At 34.0% G+C, this 19,519-nt stretch carries 17 protein-coding genes; 11 read left to right on the top strand and 6 right to left on the bottom strand.

Annotated features, from left to right (window positions below):
- From BUA98_RS17455 to BUA98_RS17410, 10 genes are all read left to right on the top strand, one after another.
- The gene (locus BUA98_RS17455) at positions 1–1,410 is read left to right on the top strand and encodes an HmuY family protein (RefSeq protein ID WP_086065431.1); all 1,410 of its coding nucleotides are present in this window, start codon (positions 1–3) and stop codon (positions 1,408–1,410) included.
- A 276-nt stretch (positions 1,411–1,686) separates the two neighbouring features.
- Complete coding sequence (locus BUA98_RS17450) at positions 1,687–3,171, top strand: SGNH/GDSL hydrolase family protein (protein WP_072974640.1); 1,485 nt, start codon at positions 1,687–1,689, stop codon at positions 3,169–3,171.
- A gap of 82 nt (positions 3,172–3,253) precedes the next feature.
- Positions 3,254–4,585: a GDSL-type esterase/lipase family protein gene (locus BUA98_RS17445; protein WP_244279224.1), complete on the top strand. Its 1,332-nt coding sequence runs from the start codon at positions 3,254–3,256 to the stop codon at positions 4,583–4,585.
- Position 4,586: 1 nt separating this feature from the next.
- Positions 4,587–6,266, top strand: coding sequence for an MBOAT family O-acyltransferase (locus BUA98_RS17440; RefSeq protein ID WP_072974637.1), 1,680 nt, complete (start codon positions 4,587–4,589; stop codon positions 6,264–6,266).
- A gap of 252 nt (positions 6,267–6,518) precedes the next feature.
- Positions 6,519–7,871, top strand: a complete 1,353-nt coding sequence (ffh, locus tag BUA98_RS17435) for a signal recognition particle protein (RefSeq protein ID WP_042565987.1) — start codon at positions 6,519–6,521, stop codon at positions 7,869–7,871.
- Positions 7,872–7,999: 128 nt separating this feature from the next.
- A complete protein-coding gene (locus tag BUA98_RS17430) occupies positions 8,000–8,887 on the top strand; it encodes a bifunctional 5,10-methylenetetrahydrofolate dehydrogenase/5,10-methenyltetrahydrofolate cyclohydrolase (RefSeq protein WP_072974636.1) in 888 nt (295 codons plus the stop codon).
- Positions 8,888–9,103: 216 nt separating this feature from the next.
- Positions 9,104–10,030 carry a magnesium transporter CorA family protein gene (locus tag BUA98_RS17425; RefSeq protein ID WP_072974634.1) on the top strand — a complete coding sequence of 309 codons (927 nt, stop codon included), beginning with the start codon at positions 9,104–9,106 and terminating at the stop codon, positions 10,028–10,030.
- Between the two features lie 487 nt (positions 10,031–10,517).
- Positions 10,518–11,156, top strand: a complete 639-nt coding sequence (locus tag BUA98_RS17420) for a hypothetical protein (RefSeq protein ID WP_072974632.1) — start codon at positions 10,518–10,520, stop codon at positions 11,154–11,156.
- An 8-nt stretch (positions 11,157–11,164) separates the two neighbouring features.
- Positions 11,165–11,455 carry a winged helix-turn-helix domain-containing protein gene (locus BUA98_RS17415; protein ID WP_072974630.1) on the top strand — a complete coding sequence of 97 codons (291 nt, stop codon included), beginning with the start codon at positions 11,165–11,167 and terminating at the stop codon, positions 11,453–11,455.
- A gap of 58 nt (positions 11,456–11,513) precedes the next feature.
- Positions 11,514–12,899: a DUF4153 domain-containing protein gene (locus BUA98_RS17410; protein WP_072974629.1), complete on the top strand. Its 1,386-nt coding sequence runs from the start codon at positions 11,514–11,516 to the stop codon at positions 12,897–12,899.
- A gap of 45 nt (positions 12,900–12,944) precedes the next feature.
- Here BUA98_RS17410 and rluF read toward each other — a convergent pair whose 3' ends face one another.
- The 3 genes from rluF to BUA98_RS17395 all read right to left on the bottom strand — a co-directional run bounded on the left by rluF (position 12,945) and on the right by BUA98_RS17395 (position 15,633).
- Complete coding sequence (rluF, locus tag BUA98_RS17405) at positions 12,945–13,769, bottom strand: 23S rRNA pseudouridine(2604) synthase RluF (protein WP_072974627.1); 825 nt, start codon at positions 13,767–13,769, stop codon at positions 12,945–12,947.
- A 353-nt stretch (positions 13,770–14,122) separates the two neighbouring features.
- On the bottom strand, positions 14,123–14,467 hold the full coding sequence (locus BUA98_RS17400) for an antibiotic biosynthesis monooxygenase family protein (RefSeq protein ID WP_072974625.1): 345 nt from the start codon (positions 14,465–14,467) through the stop codon (positions 14,123–14,125).
- 14 nt (positions 14,468–14,481) lie between these two features.
- Complete coding sequence (locus BUA98_RS17395; RefSeq protein WP_072974623.1) at positions 14,482–15,633, bottom strand: cytochrome P450; 1,152 nt, start codon at positions 15,631–15,633, stop codon at positions 14,482–14,484.
- Between the two features lie 73 nt (positions 15,634–15,706).
- Here BUA98_RS17395 and BUA98_RS17390 point away from each other — a divergent pair, with 73 nt between their 5' ends.
- Positions 15,707–16,387: an ArsR/SmtB family transcription factor gene (locus BUA98_RS17390; RefSeq protein ID WP_072974621.1), complete on the top strand. Its 681-nt coding sequence runs from the start codon at positions 15,707–15,709 to the stop codon at positions 16,385–16,387.
- Positions 16,388–16,580: 193 nt separating this feature from the next.
- Here BUA98_RS17390 and BUA98_RS17385 read toward each other — a convergent pair whose 3' ends face one another.
- From BUA98_RS17385 to BUA98_RS17375, 3 genes are all read right to left on the bottom strand, one after another.
- Entirely contained in the window at positions 16,581–17,438 is an 858-nt protein-coding gene (locus BUA98_RS17385; protein ID WP_072974618.1) for an alpha/beta fold hydrolase, read from the bottom strand.
- 180 nt (positions 17,439–17,618) lie between these two features.
- Entirely contained in the window at positions 17,619–18,398 is a 780-nt protein-coding gene (locus BUA98_RS17380) for a zinc ribbon domain-containing protein (protein ID WP_072974617.1), read from the bottom strand.
- A 3-nt stretch (positions 18,399–18,401) separates the two neighbouring features.
- Positions 18,402–19,496, bottom strand: a complete 1,095-nt coding sequence (locus BUA98_RS17375; RefSeq protein WP_072974615.1) for a Nif3-like dinuclear metal center hexameric protein — start codon at positions 19,494–19,496, stop codon at positions 18,402–18,404.
- Positions 19,497–19,519: the final 23 nt, after the last annotated feature.

Below are 19,519 nucleotides of genomic sequence, written 5' to 3'. Positions count from 1 at the left end.
ATGAAAAAGAACTTCGCTTTAATTCTTTCTTTCGTCTTACTAGCTTTTACAGCTTGTAATAGTGACGACGACCAGCACTCAGATGTTGCTGTTGCATTTGCTGAAGCATCATACAATTTGACAAATGACGCTACCCCGGTTCAAATAAAATTCTCTAAAGCAGCTCCTGTTGCAGGAACAATTACTCTTGATATTACTGAAACTGCAGTAGCTTATAATACAGATTATACTACATCTCCTGCAGGAGCTTCAAAAAAAGTAGTTGTGCCGTTTGCACAGGGAGCAACTTCAGTTGAGTTTACTTTTAATAAAATTAAAAACGCAACTGGAACTGAGGTTAAAAATGTAGTTTTTACTATTTCAGGAACTTCTTTAGGAGCTCAAATTTCAGGAAACAAAACAATTCAATTAAATTTTAATGAAGCAGCTTCTTTGGGTACTGCTTTAGCAGCTGAAGTTGGAGGGCCATTACAGCCAAACCAAGTATATGTTGATTTAAGCAGTGGAAAAATGACAACAGCTATTAGAAATTCTTGGGATTTAGGATTTTATTCTGGTACTGATTTTAGAGTAGTATTGAATAGTTCTGTAAAAATGGCAGCTAAACAATTAACAACTATTAATATTGACGAAGTTCAGGTTGCTGATGAGACTATGATTATTTCTCAAGGAACTGGAATCGCTTCTCAAATTGATGATCCAACTGGAGACATTACAAAAACAACTATTGCTGCTGTTTCTGCTACTGATGCTGATAATAAAGTATATTTACTTTACTTAGGTAATAAGCCTGCAGCAACTGCGCCAGTTTTAGGAAAAGAAGGAGCTGTTGGAGGAGATGCGAGAGGATGGAAAAAAATTAGAGTTTTAAGAAGTGGAAGTGATTACAAAGTTCAATATGCTGATATTGCAGCTACTACTCACGAAGAAATAGTAATTTCTAAAAACAGTGCTTATAATTTTACGTTTTTAAGCTTAATTGATAAAAAAGTAGTGAACGTTGAGCCACAAAAAAATCAGTGGGATATTAACTTTACAACGTTTACAAACATTATTCCCGGAGCGACTCCAACTCCATATTTTTACCCAGATTTTGTTAATAGCAACTTGAATGGTAATGCAAAAGCTTATCAGGTTCTTACTTCTGCATTTACGTATGATGCGTTTACTTTAGCAAATGTTGACAATACTAAATTTACTGCAGATCAGAGAAATATTGGGTCAAACTGGAGAGGTACTAGTGTTACTGGTGCTGACGGAATTCCAGTTTCTCAATTTGTTTTAAGAACAGACCGTTTTTTTGTAATTAAAGATCCAGCAGGAAATGTTTATAAATTGAGATTTACAGGTGGTGCAAAAGCTGATTTAGAAAGAGGTCACCCAACATTCCAATATGCGCTTTTAAAGTAATTTAAGATTGAAAAAAATTAAGATTAGAAAGATCGTCTCACTTTAACTTATGGTGCATTGCATCGATATTTAGTTAATTCATTAGCTTTGTTTTTTTTATTTTTTTTGAGAGAGGTTAGATTTATCTAGCCTCTTTTTTTGTTTTTTATTTTAATGTTAAAAAGGGTTGTAAATTAATGTTTAACCCTATCTTTGCACATGTTTTTTTAATATGGAATTAACAGGAAATTTTAATAATTTTTCAGTCGAGGCCATTCTTCAAATTATAAATAATAAGTGAATACAAAATCCTATTTTTTTCAGTCTTTCGCAATTGTCGCACTGGCATTCATCGCCTTTATTGGATTCAAACAAGTTTTACCGAACAAAATCTTTTCGGATAGTAAAATAGATTCTAAAAATGTATTAATCGATAGTATGCTTTTAGAGTCTGTTGCTAATGACTCATTGTCTCTTGAAAACGACAGTATTGCTCAGGCGGAGCAAGAGGAAGCGCAACAGGAAATTGTTTTTGAAAATACAGAAGGAATTGAATTTCCATCAGAAACTTTCGAAAATTATAAAGGATACCAATACCTGGTTTCTTTTTACGAAAAGTTATATCAACTGGAGAAAAATCCACAAGCTAAAGTCCGAATTGCTTATTATGGAGATTCTATGACCGATGGCGATTTAATTGTTCAGGATGTAAGAACAAATTATCAAGAACGTTTTGGTGGAAATGGAGTTGGGTTTGTATCCATCACTTCAGAATCTGCAGCTTCTAGAGGTTCGGTAAAATCGGTTTATTCTAAAAACTGGAAAACACAATCGTATTTAAATGTAAAAAGACCAACAAGTCCTTTTGGCGTAAACGGTCATGTATTTTTTGCAAATGATAAAAACAATCCAACCTGGGTTCAATACGAAGCTGGAACGAATAAATATTCAACGACCTTAGATAATCCGGTATTGTTTTACGGAAAATCAGCCAAAAGAGGAAACGTAAACTTCATCATTGGTAAAGATACACTTCGAAAAAATCTTGTTCCAAATAATTTAGTTAATAGCCTAAAAGTAACTTCGGGAAGTATAAAAGCATTCAAAGCTAATTTTGTGCATGCCGATTCTATTCCGATTTACGGTTTCAATTTTGATAATGGAAGCGGAGTTCACGTAGATAATTTTTCACAAAGAGGAAATTCAGGATTGCCAATTTCAATGTTTGATGCCGATGTAATGAGAGCTTTCAATAACAATCTAAAATATGATTTGATTGTTTTACATTACGGAACTAACGTTTTGAATTATGGAACCAAAAATTATTATTGGTATGAAAAAGGAATGAAAAAAGCCGTGAATAAAATCAGGGAATCTTTTCCGGGAGTTTCTATTCTAATCGTTTCGACTGCTGATAAATCAACAAAATATGATTTAGAAATGAAAACCGATTCGGCTGTTGTTCCTTTAATGAAAGCACAAAAAAGATATGCTTTAGAATCAGAATCCGGATTTGTGAATTTGTATACTTTAATGGGGGGAGACGGATCGATGGTAAAATGGGCTGATGAAACGCCGGCCAGAGCCAATAAAGATTATACGCATTTTAATCAGCGCGGAGCAAAAGCAATCGGAAGATTATTATACGACCAATTAAATAAAGGTTACGAGGAATATAAAATATTGCGCGAAAAACGTGACGCTGTTACCCGTCAGCAAAGAGCCACACGAAAAACAAATACAGACTCGGTTTCTGTAATAAAAGATAGTGTAAATGAATAAACTAATTATTTTCTTTTGTTGTCTTTTTTTATCTGCAAATAATAAAGTGCAAAAGACAGTCCCACTTCCAATAACTAAGCCTATGAGTAGTAAAACTGATACAACCACAGTTGATTCTTTTTCTGACGATAAGATTTATAACGCAAAAGCATTGGAAAGCATTTTTCAGAAATTAAATGAAAATGAAAACCAGAAAAGTCAGAAGATAAATATGGTTCATATTGGTGACTCTCATATTCAGGGTGATTTAATGACCAATGAAATTAGAAAAAACCTGCAGCAACGATTTGGGAATGCAGGACGCGGTTTGGTTTTTCCGTATCAATTGGCTAAAACAAACGGATCTTATAACGAACGTTTTCGTTCGAACAGAACATGGGAAAGTTACCGAAACATTCATCCTCACAAAAATTACCCAGTTGGTTTAAGCGGAATTGGGCTTTGGCGAGATAATGGTGGTTTTGCAGTGGAACTGAATGTGAAAGATCCTGCTTATAAGTTCAATACAATTAAGATTATAACACCGCAAAACCAGAATATGTTTGATTTGGCAACATCATCTCAAACGAATATTATTCAGTCAACAGAGCGAAAAGTAATTACGCATAAAATCAAAAAAGGAGAAGCAATCTCAACTATTGCCGATAAATACAATATTTCGGTGACTGATATTAAGAAAGCAAATGGTTTAAAATCCAATAATATTCGTGCCGGAAGAACATTGAAAATTCCAACGAACGAAACAAAACCAAAAGCAATCAAGAGTTCGGCGTTTGTTTCTTTAGATATAGAATCAGATTCATTTTGTCATTATTATAATTCTGAAAAAGCATTAGATAGAATTTTCCTAATTCCGAATAAAGATGCTTCGAGATTTGAACTAAACGGAATTGTTTTAGAAAAAGATGCGCCGGGAATACTTTATAGCAGTATTGGAGTAAACGGAGCGAAGTTTTCAGATTATAATAAATATCCGTTGTTTTTTGAACAGTTAAAAGCGTTGCATCCCGATGTATTGATTTTTTCGTTAGGAACAAATGAAAGCTACGATCATATGGAAGCTTCGGCTTACATTAAAGAATTGCGCCAGTTTATAAAAAACATAAAGGATCAAAATATTAATGTTCCGATAATTGTGATGACGCCGCCACCTTCTTTTTTAAAAGCAAGAAGACCTAATATTTACGTTCATGATTATGCGAAAAGTATCCTAGGAATTGCAAAAGAAGATGGTTTTGCAGTTTGGGATTTATACGATGAATTTGGCGGAATGGAAGGTGTCCGACAATTAAAAGAAGAAAAATTGATTGGTCCGGACTATGTTCATTATTCCAAAAAAGGATACGAAAAACAAGGAAACTTGTTTACACAGGCGTTTTTAAAAGCATACGATAATTTTAAATTAAAAAATTAAGTTGATTACAATTGATAGCATAAATAATTGGTTTGTTCAAAACTTTGGGGAAGTTACTTTAGAGCAGGCTAAAAGTTGGTTTATTTATAATCCCGACGAAAAATTATTATTTAATACCGGTTTATTCTTAGGGTTATTTCTGGTTTTTTATTTTGTGTATGGTTTTTTACGCAAAACATTTTATTTGAGATTAACATACGTTATTCTATTCTCGCTTTTCTTTTATTATAAGTCAAGCGGAATTTATTTTTTACTTTTATTGCTTTCCTCTGTAGTCGATTATGGTCTAAGTCAGATTATTTACAACACAGTAAAAGACAGTACTAAAAAAGTGTATTTAGTCATAAGTGTCATCCTGAATTTAGGATTGCTCGGATATTTCAAATACATGAACTTTATGATCGTGACCTACAACGATATGTTTAGCGGTCATTTTGCACTTCATAATGTTTTTCTTCCGGTCGGAATTTCATTTTATACTTTTCAGTCGATGAGTTATATTATCGAGATTTATCGTGAAGAAATCAAACCAACAAAAAACTATATTGAATATCTGTTTTTCGTTTCGTTTTTCCCGCAATTAGTTGCCGGACCAATTGTACGCGCAAAAGATTTCCTTCCGCAGATTTATCAAAAATTAAACCTGACAAAACAAGATGTAAACAACGCTTTGTTTTTGATTATTGGTGGATTGATCAAGAAAACAGTAATTTCAAATTACATTTCAATAAACTTTGTAGATCGTGTTTTTGATACGCCGATGAGTTATACATCATTCGAAAATTTAATGGCATCTTACGGATATGCTATTCAAATTTATTGTGACTTTTCAGGATATTCAGATATGGCAATCGGAATCGCTTTATTGTTAGGATTCAAATTACCAGCCAACTTTAGAACGCCTTATAAATCGGTGTCGATTACTGATTTCTGGAGAAGATGGCACATTTCATTATCAACCTGGCTGAAAGATTTCTTGTATATCTCTATTGGAGGAAATCGTCAAGGTTCATTTGCAGGATATTTGTTCCCAAGTTTATTCTTCTTCGGATTATTGCTTTGGGGAATCTCAAATGTAAATGAAAGCTTTATTCCGCTGGCAATTGGTATCGGGTCAATTGTTGTTTTCTGCCTTTCCTTTTTGCTTTCAAAAAAGAAAAACCAAACCTTGGTAACCAATTTCAATTTGTTTACAACAATGCTTTTAGGAGGATTGTGGCACGGAGCCGGGGCACAATTTATTGTTTGGGGAGCACTTCACGGATTAGCATTAGCCGTACATAAAATTTTCATGGAACTTTTTCCTTCCAAAAAAGAAGGACCAAGTTGGTTATGGACATTCTTTTCAATCCTAATGACATTCCATTTTGTAGTTTTCTGCTGGATCTTTTTCCGTGCCAGAGATTTCGAAACAGCCTTACAGGTTATCAACAATATCGGGCAATTAACTTTCGAACCAGAGAATTGGAAAGCAATAGTTTTAGGATACAAAAATGTATTTTTATTAATGTTGTTCGGTTACGTTTGGCATTTCTTGCCAGAAGTTGTTACAGACAAAATGAAATTCGTTTTCGACAGAACTCCATTACTATTAAAAGCCGTAATTCTGGGCTTCGTTTACTGGATCGTATACGCCACAGCAGTAGCAGGGTCACAACCGTTTATCTACTTTCAATTCTAATTATAAGGTTCAAAGGAACAAAGTTGCAGAGGCGCAAAGGTTTTATTCTTTGCGCTTTTTGTTTCTCGCAGATTTAGCAGATATAGCTGATTTTTTCATACTAAATCTAAAAAAATAATCTGCCTAATCTGCTAAATCTGCGAGCAAAAAAACTTCGTGCCTTAGTGCCTTCGTGGCAAAAACTACATACAAATAAAAATTGCCTGAAATATCTAATTAGATTATCTTTGCACTTCAAATAAAGAAAATAGTATGTTTGATAATTTAAGTGATAAGTTAGATAAAGCGTTCCATATATTAAAAGGACACGGTAAAATTACAGAAGTAAACGTTGCCGATACCTTAAAAGAAGTTCGTCGTGCCTTATTAGACGCCGATGTTAACTTTAAAATTGCAAAGGATTTTACAACCAAAGTAAAAGAAAAAGCAATTGGACAGGACGTTTTAACAACGCTTCAGCCAGGACAATTATTGGTGAAGCTGGTAAAAGATGAGTTGACAGAATTAATGGGTGGCGATGTTGCCGGAATTAATCTTTCAGGAACTCCATCTGTGATCTTAATGTCAGGATTGCAAGGTTCTGGTAAAACAACTTTCTCAGGAAAATTAGCCAACTTCTTAAAAACTAAGAAAAATAAAAAACCACTTCTTGTAGCGTGTGATATCTACCGTCCTGCGGCGATTAACCAATTGCATGTTGTGGGAGACCAAATAGGTGTTGAGGTTTACTCAGAACCAGAAAATAAAAATCCTGTTGAAATTGCTCAAAACGCAATCAAACATGCCAAAGCAAACGGTTTCAATGTAGTTATTGTCGATACGGCTGGTCGTTTGGCAGTAGATCAGGAAATGATGGATGAAATTGCTCGTGTTCATAAAGCAATCCAGCCTCAGGAAACTTTGTTTGTTGTGGATGCAATGACAGGACAAGATGCTGTAAACACTGCAAAAGCTTTCAACGATATCCTGAACTTTGATGGAGTTATCTTAACGAAATTAGATGGTGATACTCGTGGTGGAGCTGCAATTTCGATTAAATCGGTTGTAAACAAACCAATCAAATTTGTGGGTACAGGCGAGAAGATGGAAGCAATTGATGTTTTCTATCCAGATCGTATGGCCGAGCGTATCCTTGGTATGGGAGACGTTGTGTCTCTTGTAGAAAGAGCGCAAGAGCAATTTGACGAAGAAGAAGCAAGAAAACTTCAAAAGAAAATCGCTAAAAACGAATTTGGTTTTGATGATTTCTTAACGCAGATTCAGCAAGTAAAGAAAATGGGTAATATGAAAGACTTGGTAGGAATGATACCAGGTGCTTCAAAAGCCATGAAAGATGTAGAAATCGAAGATGATGCTTTCAAACATATTGAAGCAATCATTCACTCGATGACGCCAATCGAAAGAAGCAAACCTGCCATTATCGACGTAAAAAGGAAAGCCAGAATCGCTAAAGGTTCCGGAACCAAAGTCGAGCAAGTAAATCAGTTAATGAAGCAATTCGACCAAATGAGCAAAATGATGAAGATGATGCAAGGTCCGGGCGGAAAAAACCTGATGAAAATGATGGGAGGCATGAAAGGAATGCCAGGCGGTATGCCGAGATAATAAAATTAAAAGTTTCAAGTTTCAGGTTTCAGGTTTTGAAACAGAAATTTGAAACTTTTTTTAATATAGTAAATACGAGTTTCGTTTAACTTGAAACTTTAAACCTGAAACAAAAATAACAAAACACAATGCAACTACTAGACGGTAAAAAAACAGCAGAAGACATTAAAAACGAAATCGCAGCCGAAGTTCAATCCATAAAAGCAGCAGGTGGGAAAGTGCCTCATTTAGCAGCAGTTATTGTGGGGAGCAATGGAGCAAGTTTAACTTACGTAGGAAGTAAAGTAAAATCTTGCCAGCAAATTGGTTTCGATTCAACTCTGGTAGCTTTACCTGAAGATATTACAGAAGAAGCTTTATTAGCTAAAATCAAAGAATTAAACGAAGATGATAATCTTGATGGATATATCGTTCAGTTGCCTTTGCCAAAACATATCGATGAGCAAAAAATTCTTTTAGCAATCGATCCTGATAAAGATGTTGATGGATTCCACCCAACAAACTTTGGAAGAATGGCATTGGAAATGGAAAGTTTCATTCCGGCAACGCCATTCGGAATTATGGAATTGTTAGAGCGTTACAAAGTTGAAACTGCTGGAAAACATACAGTAGTTATCGGAAGAAGTCATATTGTAGGCCGACCAATGAGTATTTTAATGAGTCGTAAAGGAAATCCTGGAGATTCAACAGTTACTTTGACGCACAGCAGAACTAAAAACTTAGCCGAATTCACTAAAAATGCAGATATTATCATTACAGCCTTAGGAGTTCCTGAATTTTTAAAAGGAGATATGGTTAAAGACGGAGTTGTAATTATTGACGTTGGAATTACTCGTGTAGACGATGCATCAAATGCAAAAGGCTACGTTATAAAAGGTGACGTTGATTTTGACGGAGTAAGCAAAAAAGCATCATTCATTACGCCAGTTCCAGGTGGAGTAGGACCAATGACAATTGCAATGTTGTTGAAAAATACACTTTTAGCAAGAAAAATGAGAAGTGCAAAAAACAAATAATTTGTTTCAAATAAGAACAGAAAGCCTATTCGAAAGAGTAGGCTTTCTTCATTTTAATATTTAATTAATAGTTTAAAGTTTCGGGTTTTAAAAATAAAGGATACTTTTGCCACACTTAAAAAAACTTCTCCAAATGGACGATTATTATTCGTTAGTATTTAATTAAAGTGGCTTTTGAAAATTTCAAAATGCCGCAATAAAACCCTGTATTTTGAAATGAAAGTATTTTACACAAACAACAACGGATTACTAGAAATACCAAAATGGATACCAAACTGCTGGATAAATATTGAAGATCCATCAGAAGCAGAAAAACAATATTTACTCGAAGAACTTCAAATTCCCGAAGCATTTTACAATGATATCGAAGATATCGACGAAAGACCTCGTATCGAAATCGAAGACGGCTGGACGCTAATAATCATGCGCGTTCCCATAAAAAGCAATGACATTAAACTTCCTTTTCAGACCATTCCGCTTGGCGTGATTTTTAAAGGTGATATTTGCGTAACAATCACTTTTTACAAAACAGAAATTATTCATGATTTTATGCTGTATTCCAGACGCAAAAACATTCAGGTTAACGATAATCTCGACTGGGTTTTGAGATTACTGCTTTCATCAAGTGTATGGTACTTAAAGTATCTCAAACAAGTCAATCAGAAAATTAAACTAGCAGAAGATAATTTGGAGAAATCCATTAAAAACGAAGAATTGCAGGCTTTGCTTCAAATCGAGAAATGTTTAGTATTCTTTATCACTTCGCTAAAAGCAAACGATGTTTTGTTTCAACGCATTAAAAATCTAAAAGCCTATAAAGCAGATTATGATTTAGATTTGTTAGAAGACGTCGAAATCGAATTAAGTCAGGCGCAGGATACCGCCAATATTTACAGTAATATCCTGACCGGAATGATGGACGCTTATGCGTCGGTAATTTCAAATAATATGAACAACATCATGAAGCAAATGACTTCAATTTCTATTATTTTAATGATCCCGACATTAATCGCCAGTTTATACGGAATGAACGTCCCAAATGGTCTTGAAGAAAGCAAATACGGTATTTGGATTCTCCTATTAGTTTCTGTCGTGTTATCCGCTTTTGGAGTGTTCTTATTTAAAAGAAGAAGATGGTTTTGATCAAAATTTAAAAGTAAAAAATAGAGAAGCCTGTTCGTTTGGACAGGCTTTGTTGTTTTATAATCTGGGCGTGACCGTATTTACAAAAGGCGCTACTTAACAAACCGCTTATGTGCGCCTTTCGCAAATACGGTCGGGCTATCCATGCTACTTCGGTAGCTTATTCCTATCCCTCACGCGAAAATCACGAATCTATCAAATCCCGGAGGGATGACATGTTTATAGATATGAATGAATTTGTTTAGAAAAGCTCCGTAGGAGTGGCATGATTGTAATTGTAAGTAGAACAATATCGCTCCTAATGGAGCTTTTGATTTAGCTACTTGTAAAGGGCTATAAATATGTTGCTCCGCTGGAGCTCATTGAAACAATATATTTTTATAAATTGCTGATTAACAGATGTGTGGATGTTTTAATGAAATAAAATTAATTTTTCGCTTGTCAATTCAAAATAAAATATAACTTTGCAACACAAAGTACTTTACTTATGAATCAGAAGCACCAAGAAGATTTAGCACATATTCGTTCCATGATGGAGCGCTCTTCAAGATTTATATCCCTAAGCGGACTTTCAGGAGTTTTTGCCGGACTTTCGGCCTTAATTGGCGGATTGTATGTGTATCAATTGTTCAAAATAAACGGGGTCGATTATTTTGGTGAAGGAGATTATGAAAGAGGCTATGAAGGAGTATCTACGATTCCATTTAAATTAGTTTCAGAACTGGTAGTAACCGGAATTGTTATTTTGGTTTGCGCATTTGTGTTTGGATTGGCTTTTACAATCAGAAAAAGTAAAAAGTATAATTTACCTATTTGGACATCGGCTACAAAAAAAATGCTTTTTAATCTGGCAATTCCATTAACAGTTGGTGGTGTATTTTGTTTGTCACTTTTATACCATCAAAATTATGGTTTAGTCGCACCGGCAACTTTACTTTTTTACGGATTGGCACTTATAAATGCTGAGAAATACACTTTTTCGGATATCAAATATTTAGGGTATTGTCAATTGTTTTTAGGCTGTGTTTCTCTTTTTTTAATTGGATATGGTTTAGTTTTTTGGATCATTGGATTTGGTATTTTGCATATCTTGTACGGATTAATAATGTTCAGAAAATATAAATAATCCACGCAATGGGAATCATTGATAAATTAAATAAAGATTTTGAAAGCCGCGTCAGATTGGGAATTATGTCCGTTCTGATGGTGAATGAATGGGTAGATTTTACCGAAATGAAAACCCTGTTAAATATTACAGATGGTAATCTGGCCAGTCACGCTTCCGCACTTGAAAAATCAGAATATATTGCAGTAAAGAAGGAGTTTGTTGGCAAAAAGCCAAAAACATCTTATAGTGTCACCGAAAGAGGTCGTTTGGCCTTTAAAGAACACTTGTCGTACCTTGAAAAATTAATGAAATCCTAATAACCAAAATTTTTTGTCTAATTACTTTGTAATACAAAGTACTTTTAAATTTATAATCATGAAAAAACATCACATTATTTTTGCTTGCAGTTTGATTTTTTTACTGCTTTTTTACAAAGAAGATCTAGGCGTTAACCTTGCCGTTTTCGGGCTGGTGTTAACGGGTTTTGTTTGTTATTTCTTTCAGGATCGTTTTTCTGAAAGATCACATTTGATCTTAGTTGTTACATCGGTTTTATCTTGTCTGGCTTTTGCCTGGTATGGAGATTTTGCTTCTTTTCTGGCATTGGCACTATCTGTTCTTTTTTTACAGTTTAAAACGCAGGATCCAAAACTGAAAATAGTTCAGATGTTTCCACTTGTATTTTTAAACGGAATTACTTCATTGGGGCGTGTTCTAATGTTTAAACAATGGCTTCCGGAACAGAAAATCCATAATAACTTTGCCAAGAAATTAGTTGCATTTTTCGTTATTCCAGCTATTTTCTTAGTCTTGTTTTTTATTGTGTATTCTTTCGGAAGTGATCATTTCTCTTCTTTATTTACAGATTACACTTTAGATATCAATCTTGGAAACCTTATAATAATTGGAATTCTGGGTTTCTATATTTCATTTAGTTTCTGGAATTATTGGGTGCCTGAAGTTTGTTATGAAAAAAATGAGCTACTGGATAATGAATTCAGTAATATCGCTGAAGTTAAAAATCAAAATACATTTTCGTTTCTTGATTTAGATTTCGAAAGAAAAAGCGGTGTTATTACGTTGCTATTATTAAATTTAATGCTCTTGGTATTTATTGTAACCTACAATTACGAGCAGTTTTTTGAAGTAGTTGAAAAATCGAAGTTGAGTTCTGATACACACGAAAGAGTAAATTCAGTAATCTTTTCTATCCTGATGGCGGTTGGTGTAATCATGTTTTATTTCAAAGGCGGTTTCAATTTTGACAAACAGGCAGTTTCACTAAAAAAACTGGCTAAACTATGGATTTTTTTAAATGGTGTTTTAATCGTAAGTACGTTTATCAAAAACTCAGAATATGTTTCTTTTTTCGGTTTGACATACAAGCGTCTCGGAGTTTTTGCTTTTTTGATCTTAGCAATTATAGGTTTGGTTTATGCTTTCTTAAAAATTAGAAGACAAAAAACAAATGCTTATTTAGTGAATCAAATGGTTTGGTATTTTTATGGAACTGTTCTTTTGTGCAGTTTTGTAAATTGGGGAAATCTAATTACAAATTATAATATTTCAGTAAATAAAGGAGTTGAACCAAGATTTTTAAGTGATCTGAATTTTAATGACGATGCGCGCCGTAACTATTTTTTAAAAAATAATTTAGACGGAAAAACTACTGAAATTAGAAGAGAAGAAACAATTGAAGATTATCAAAACACTACGTTTTTATCGAAAGCTTTGTATTACGAGTTTTTAAATAAGAAGTAATAAACAATAAAAAAACCGTTCACTGAACGGTTTTTTTTTATCATTTTAATAATCTCCTTTTTTCTTAAATCGCGGATCGTATTTTGAAATAAATTCGGTTCTTCTGGTTGGAGCAGTTTTAGGACTTTCTACTTTTGGTAAACTCGCTTCTTCCGTTTTACTGGATGGCTCAATCAAATGATTTAATTCTTTAATTTCATCATCAGTCAAATCGCGATAACGCCCAACAGGAACATCCAAAGAAATATTAATAATTCGGATACGTTTCAAAGCTGTTACGTCATAACCCAAATATTCACACATTCTACGAATTTGACGGTTTAAACCTTGCGTCAGAATAATTTTGAAAGTGTATTTGCTGATTTGTTCGACTTTACATTTTCTGGTTACAGTATCCAAAATCGGAACGCCATTTCCCATACGCTCAATAAAACGATCTGTGATTGGTTTATTAACGGTGACCGTATATTCTTTTTCGTGATTGTTTCTGGCGCGCAAAATCTTGTTTACGATATCACCATCATTTGTCATAAAAATTAATCCCTCACTGGCTTTATCCAATCTTCCAATCGGGAAAATACGTTTAGGATAATTAATATAATCGACAATATTATTTCGAACCTCTAAGTTGGTGGTACATTCAATTCCAACCGGTTTGTTGAAAGCCAAGTAGACCAATTTTTCGTGCTTTTCCACGATCAATTTCCCGTCGATGCGTACTTCATCATCAGGAGAAACTTTGGTTCCCATTTCCGGCACAACACCATTTATTGTCACGCGTCCTTCTTCAATTAATTTATCGGCCTCACGACGAGAACAATAACCTGTTTCTCCAATAAATTTATTCAGACGTTTTAAATTCTCTTCCATATTGCAAAAGTAGGTAAAATTTAGACTTCTTAGAATTTAGATCTTAAGATTGTTAGACTTCTTAAAATTTTAGATTTTAGATTGTTGGACTTCTTAGAATTTTGGATTTTGATGCAATATAGCTATAGCTCCATCGGAGCATCATATTTATAGATAATTCACAAGTTCAGTAATAAAAGCTCCAGAGGAGCGATACTTTTTATTATCCCAATAGAACATTTCGCCCCAATGGGGCTTGATAATTCGCTTTAATCATTTTCTATAAACATATTGTCCCGCTGGGACTTTCTTTATTTCTATCCTATTTTTTATCAAAACCTTAGACTCTTAGTATCTCAGAACCTCAGAACCTTCTATTTATGAAAACCCGCGCTGTCTTCCGGCGTCTCTTTCCTGTCAAACATCCCATAATCTCTCACAACATGCGCAATTCTTAGATGATAATCTTTAAAAATTTCATTTCGGCCTTTTGCCTGCGCGTGACGATGCATTTCGAGATTTCTCCATTGCTGAATACTTTCTTCGTCTTTCCAAAAAGACAAAGACAAAACCTTTTCGGGATCACTAAAACTCTGAAAACGTTCTATCGAAATAAATCCTTCAATAAGATCCAGTTCTGGTCGCAAATTGGCAGCGATATTTAAATATTCTTCTTTTTTTCCGTCGTTAGGAATAACTTCAAAAATTACAGCTATCATGGTTTTTATTTTAATTATTGGATGGAAATCCAGATTTCTTTTGGTAATCTCGCGTTTATAAGTGGTTCATATTGAAATTGATTTTCCAACAATGAAATGGTTTTTTTGCTTTGAAATAAAAACCACAAAGCTTCCGTTGCCAAATGAATGGAAAAATATTTTGCCAGACACATATGACCGCCAATTCCGAAAGTGAGATTTTCGGTATTATTTATTCGTTCAATATTAAAATTCATTGCATCCTCAAACTTTTGAGGATCTCGATTGGCTGACGCCAGAACAATTAATATCAAATCGCCTTTTTTAATTTGGCTTTCGCCGATGTAAAAGTCATCAGTTGCAATTCGTCTTGTATTATGTATGGGAGGATCAAAACGTAAAGTCTCTATAACTGATTTTTCGATCTCGGTTCTATTTAAAAACGTTTTGTACAGAATAATTTGTAATAAAGAATTACTTAAAATGCCACGGCCAGCATCAAAACTCTGAATGCATAAACCGATAAAATTACTGACAACAATTGGAATAATTTCTTCTTTTGAAAGATGATATTGATTAGAAGTTTTGATCAATAATGACTTGTAAAATGATAATGAAGAGAGATATTTTTCAACTATTAAATAAAGTTTTTCTGAATTTTCATTAATCACTCTCACTTGTTCTTCCGTTTTCTGCGGAAGCATAATTTTGACAATAGATTCTATTTTCTTTGAAATAAAGTCACAATCATTTTCTTCAAAACCATAACTTTTCAAAAGAACAAGAATCGGCAGTTTTTTGCAAACTGAATTAACCCATTCAATTTTTGTGTCAACTAAATCACTTTCGATTAACAATGAAACGATTTCGCTAATATCAACTGATTTCATGTTTGAAAACAGTAGCATAGCAATTTCTTTCGAGATCTCATGTTGAATTCCATTTGATAATCGGGTTAAATTCTCCAGAATTTTTAAAGCGTATTTATTCAGTTTTTGTTCGTTATATGGATTTACGACAGGAATTTGTGTGCTTGTATTTTTAAGAATTTCGACACAATATTCATAAGAGTAAATAGCCCAGGTTTTGTTGGTTTCATCCCAGTAAACAGGATTTTCATCCAACATTGCTTTATAAATGGAATAAGGATTCTGAACGTCTGATTGAAAGAATAAATTGGAGGTCATTGTATTTTGTTTTTGGCAAAGTTATTTAACTTTACAAGTGAATAGTTCAGTCTGTATTTAACTATGAAATAAAATGGAAGATCAGTTTATAAAAACCGCAACTTTAATTGGCGACGCGACCCGTGCCTCAATTTTGTGGAATTTACTCGACGGAAGAGCTTTTACGGCAACCGAATTAGCCGTCGCCGTTGAGACATCGGCACAAAACATCAGCATGCATTTAGGGAAACTTTTAGAGGCCGATTTGATTTCTGTCGAAAAACAAGGCCGTCATAAATATTACAGATTTTCGAATAAAGAAGTTGCCTACGCCGTTGAAGCAATGGTGAATCTTATTCCCAAACCTAAGGTTGCTGTAAAAAAGAAATCGGAAGAATATCCTCCAATAAAATACTGCAGAACTTGTTACGATCATTTAGCAGGAAAAATTGGTGTTGCCTTAGCCGATAGTTTATTGGAACAAAAAATAATTATCGAAGCGAATGGTGTTTTTGAGATTTCTTCCGAAGGAATAAAATGGTTCTCAGAATTTGGAATTAATATAGAAGAAGCCCAAAAACAAAAAAGAATCTTCTTAAAGCCATGCCTGGATTGGAGTGAAAGACGAAATCATATTGCGGGTTCTGTTGGCGCAATGCTTTTAAATAAAATGATAACAGAAGATTGGGTTAGAAGAATTAAAGATTCGAGAGCGGTAACGATAACGGGAAAGGGAGAAAAGGAATTGTTGCGGTATTTTAAAATTGTTGTTTAGACTTCTTAGACTTTTAGATTTATCATAAAGTTTGTCATTCCGAGGAACGAGGAATCCCCGCAAGTAACTCCATCCAGAGAATTATCAATCTTTGTCGAGCTACTCGTGGGGATTCCTCGTTCCTCGGAATGACAATACTGTGGCTGCCTAAATATAATCAAAGAAAAACCTTAGCGTTTTAGTGCCTTCGTGGCTAAGAAACTTCAGCAAACAAAAAGGCAAGAACCTTCTCATACAATTCATCGTCATGCATTCCGTGCCCCAAACCTTTAGTTTCTATAAACTGACTGTTCTTCCAATTACTGGCGATTTTTTTGCCTTCCTCAAAAGCAACAATCTTATCTGAAGTATCGTGTGCAATTAAACCGGAAACATTAAACTCTGAAGCAAATTTTTGTCCGGAGAAATCTTCGAGTTTAAAATTGAAACGTTTCATGAATTTGCTTTCTAAAAGCGAAAACATTTTAGTGTTCAAACTCAACATCGAAATGTAATTGTCAATCAATGTTTTCAAATCAGATGGCGCTCCCAAAATCACCATTTTATTAATGCTGGTATTCGGAAATAAATATTGATGGTAGACACAAGCCGCGCCGCCAATAGAGTGGCCAATAATAATTTCCGGCTTATATTTCTCAACTGCTTTATTGATAAATTCAGCGTAAAGCGGAACATTAAATTCTTTTCCGCTGCTTTGTCCGTGTGCAGGTGCATCAATTGCGATTATCGTGCTGCCAGATTTTTGAAGATGTGGCAAAGTTTTTTTCCAGCGTGAAGCATTGCTTTCCCAACCGTGAACCAGTAGGATTTTAGTTTCGTTTCCTTTCCAGATGTACGTCTGAAAATGATGTTCGTTATGATGAAACGTTTCTGTTTCTGTGTTTTTTAGGATTTTGGGTAAAGTGTCTTTTTGTAATCGTCCAATTCTTGGCTGGCTAAAAAGTGCGTATGAAAGTTCAACCGCTTTTTGCGGGCGCACGTAACTCAGAAAGTTGATATATTGTCCGACTGATTTTAATGTAATGAAACGAATTCCTTTTTTAAGTCCCAAAGCAGATAGATTTATGATAAAAAATATGTTATTCAAAAGTTGGTAAAAAATATTCGCCACGAATTCCACAAATTTAGCACGAATTTTTTACTCTTAGTAATTAAAAATTAGTGAAATTAGTGGAATTCGTGGCGAAAAATTTTAGCAAAAAAAAATCCCGATTAGATCGGGATTTTATATTTAGAATTTAGAGAACAATTGTTCCATTTTTTCTTTTTCTTCTTCAGCTAATGCGCTGTCAACTAAAATTCTTCCAGAGTGCTCATCAGTGATGATTTTCTTTCTTGAAGCAATTTCTACCTGCGTTTGAGGTGGAATTGTAAAGAAGGATCCTGCAGAAGCTCCTCTTTCGATAGATACTACAGCTAAACCATTACGAACACTGCTTCTGATTCTGTTGTAAGCAGCCAATAATCTTTCTTCAATTTGACCTGAAAACTCAGCAGATTTCTCAGATAAGAAGATTTCTTCTTTTTGAGTTTCAGCCATAATTGCATCAAGTTCAGACTTTTTATGTTTTAAATGAGAACTTTTTGCGTCAAGTTTTTCTTTTAAGTTAGAAATAACTTCTTTTTTATGTTCGATAGAAGCTTTCATTTCTTTGATTTGCTTTTCAGCCAATTGAATTTCTAATTCCTGAAATTCAACCTCTTTAGTCAAAGAATTAAATTCTCTGTTATTACGAACTGATTCTTGTTGTTTTGTGTATTTTTTGATAACCTCTTTGTGCTCATCAATAGCATTTTTCTTTGCTTTGATAAGATCTTCAATCACTTCAAGTTCACTTTTCAGTTTCTCTGAACGAGTGCTCAAACCTGCAACTTCATCTTCTAAATCTTCAACTTCTAAAGGAAGTTCTCCTCTTACGTTTCTGATTTCGTCAATTCTAGAGTCAATAAGCTGTAAATCGTATATTGCTCTTAACTTGTCCTCAACACTTAATTCTTTCGTATTCGCCATATTCTATAAGTACTTAACTGGATTTGTATTTTCTTCTGATAAAATGATGGCAAAATTAAGGATTTTTTTTCGAAGATAATCAACAATATAGTTTTTTGTATAGCGTTCGCTCTCAAAATGACCAATATCTGCTAAAAGTAACTTGTTTTCGGCTTCATAAAACTGATGGTATTTTAAATCAGCAGTCAAAAAAGCATCGGCACCAGCCTGAATTGCATTTTTGATAGCAAAACTTCCAGAACCTCCCAAAACGGCAACTTTCTTTATTTTTTTTCCTCTAAAGACCGAATGACGAATTCCATTGGCAATCATTTTATCTTTTACGAAAAGCAAAAAGTCTTTTTCATTCATTGGAGTTTCAAGTTCACCAATCATGCCAAGACCAATATTTTGATGCGAATTTTGAAGCTCGTATATTTCATAGGCTACTTCTTCATAAAGGTGATTGTCAAAAAGAGCTTTTAAGATTCGTGACTGTAAATGTTTTTCAAAAGTAACTTCAATTTTTATTTCTTCAGTTTCGGTTAATTTATGACGCTTGCCAACAACCGGCTTGCTTTTAGAATTGCCTTTGTACGTTCCAATTCCGTTTGAGTTAAAACTGCAATTATCATAATTTCCAATAGTTCCGGCACCGGCATCAAACATTGCCTGACGTACTTTTTGTGCATTTTCAGGCACAGTATAAGTAACTAATTTTTGTATGAAACTTTGCTTCGGAATTAAGATTTTGGTGTTATCCAATCCCAATATGTCGCAGAATATTTTATTAACTCCTGCCGAATGATTGTCAAGAGCAGTATGAACGGCATAAATAGCAATATCATTTTTGATCGCCTTTAAAATGGCACGTTCGACATAATTTTTTCCGGTAATTTTTTTGATTCCGGAAAACAAAATAGGGTGAAAACAAACTACCAAATTGCATTTTTTGGTTATGGCTTCATTAATTACATTCTCTAAAGCATCATGACAAACTAAAACTCCTGAGCTTTCCATTTCTGAATCACCAATTAAAAGTCCAACATTGTCAAAATCTTCGGCGTAAGCCAAAGGAGCCATTTCTTCCAGAACTGCAATTATATCCTTAATTTTCATCTTCTTTTTGTTTCAGGTTTCAA

The organism is Flavobacterium saccharophilum, from assembly GCF_900142735.1.
Classification (GTDB): domain Bacteria; phylum Bacteroidota; class Bacteroidia; order Flavobacteriales; family Flavobacteriaceae; genus Flavobacterium; species Flavobacterium saccharophilum.
This window is presented reverse-complemented; position numbering and strand designations above follow the sequence as displayed.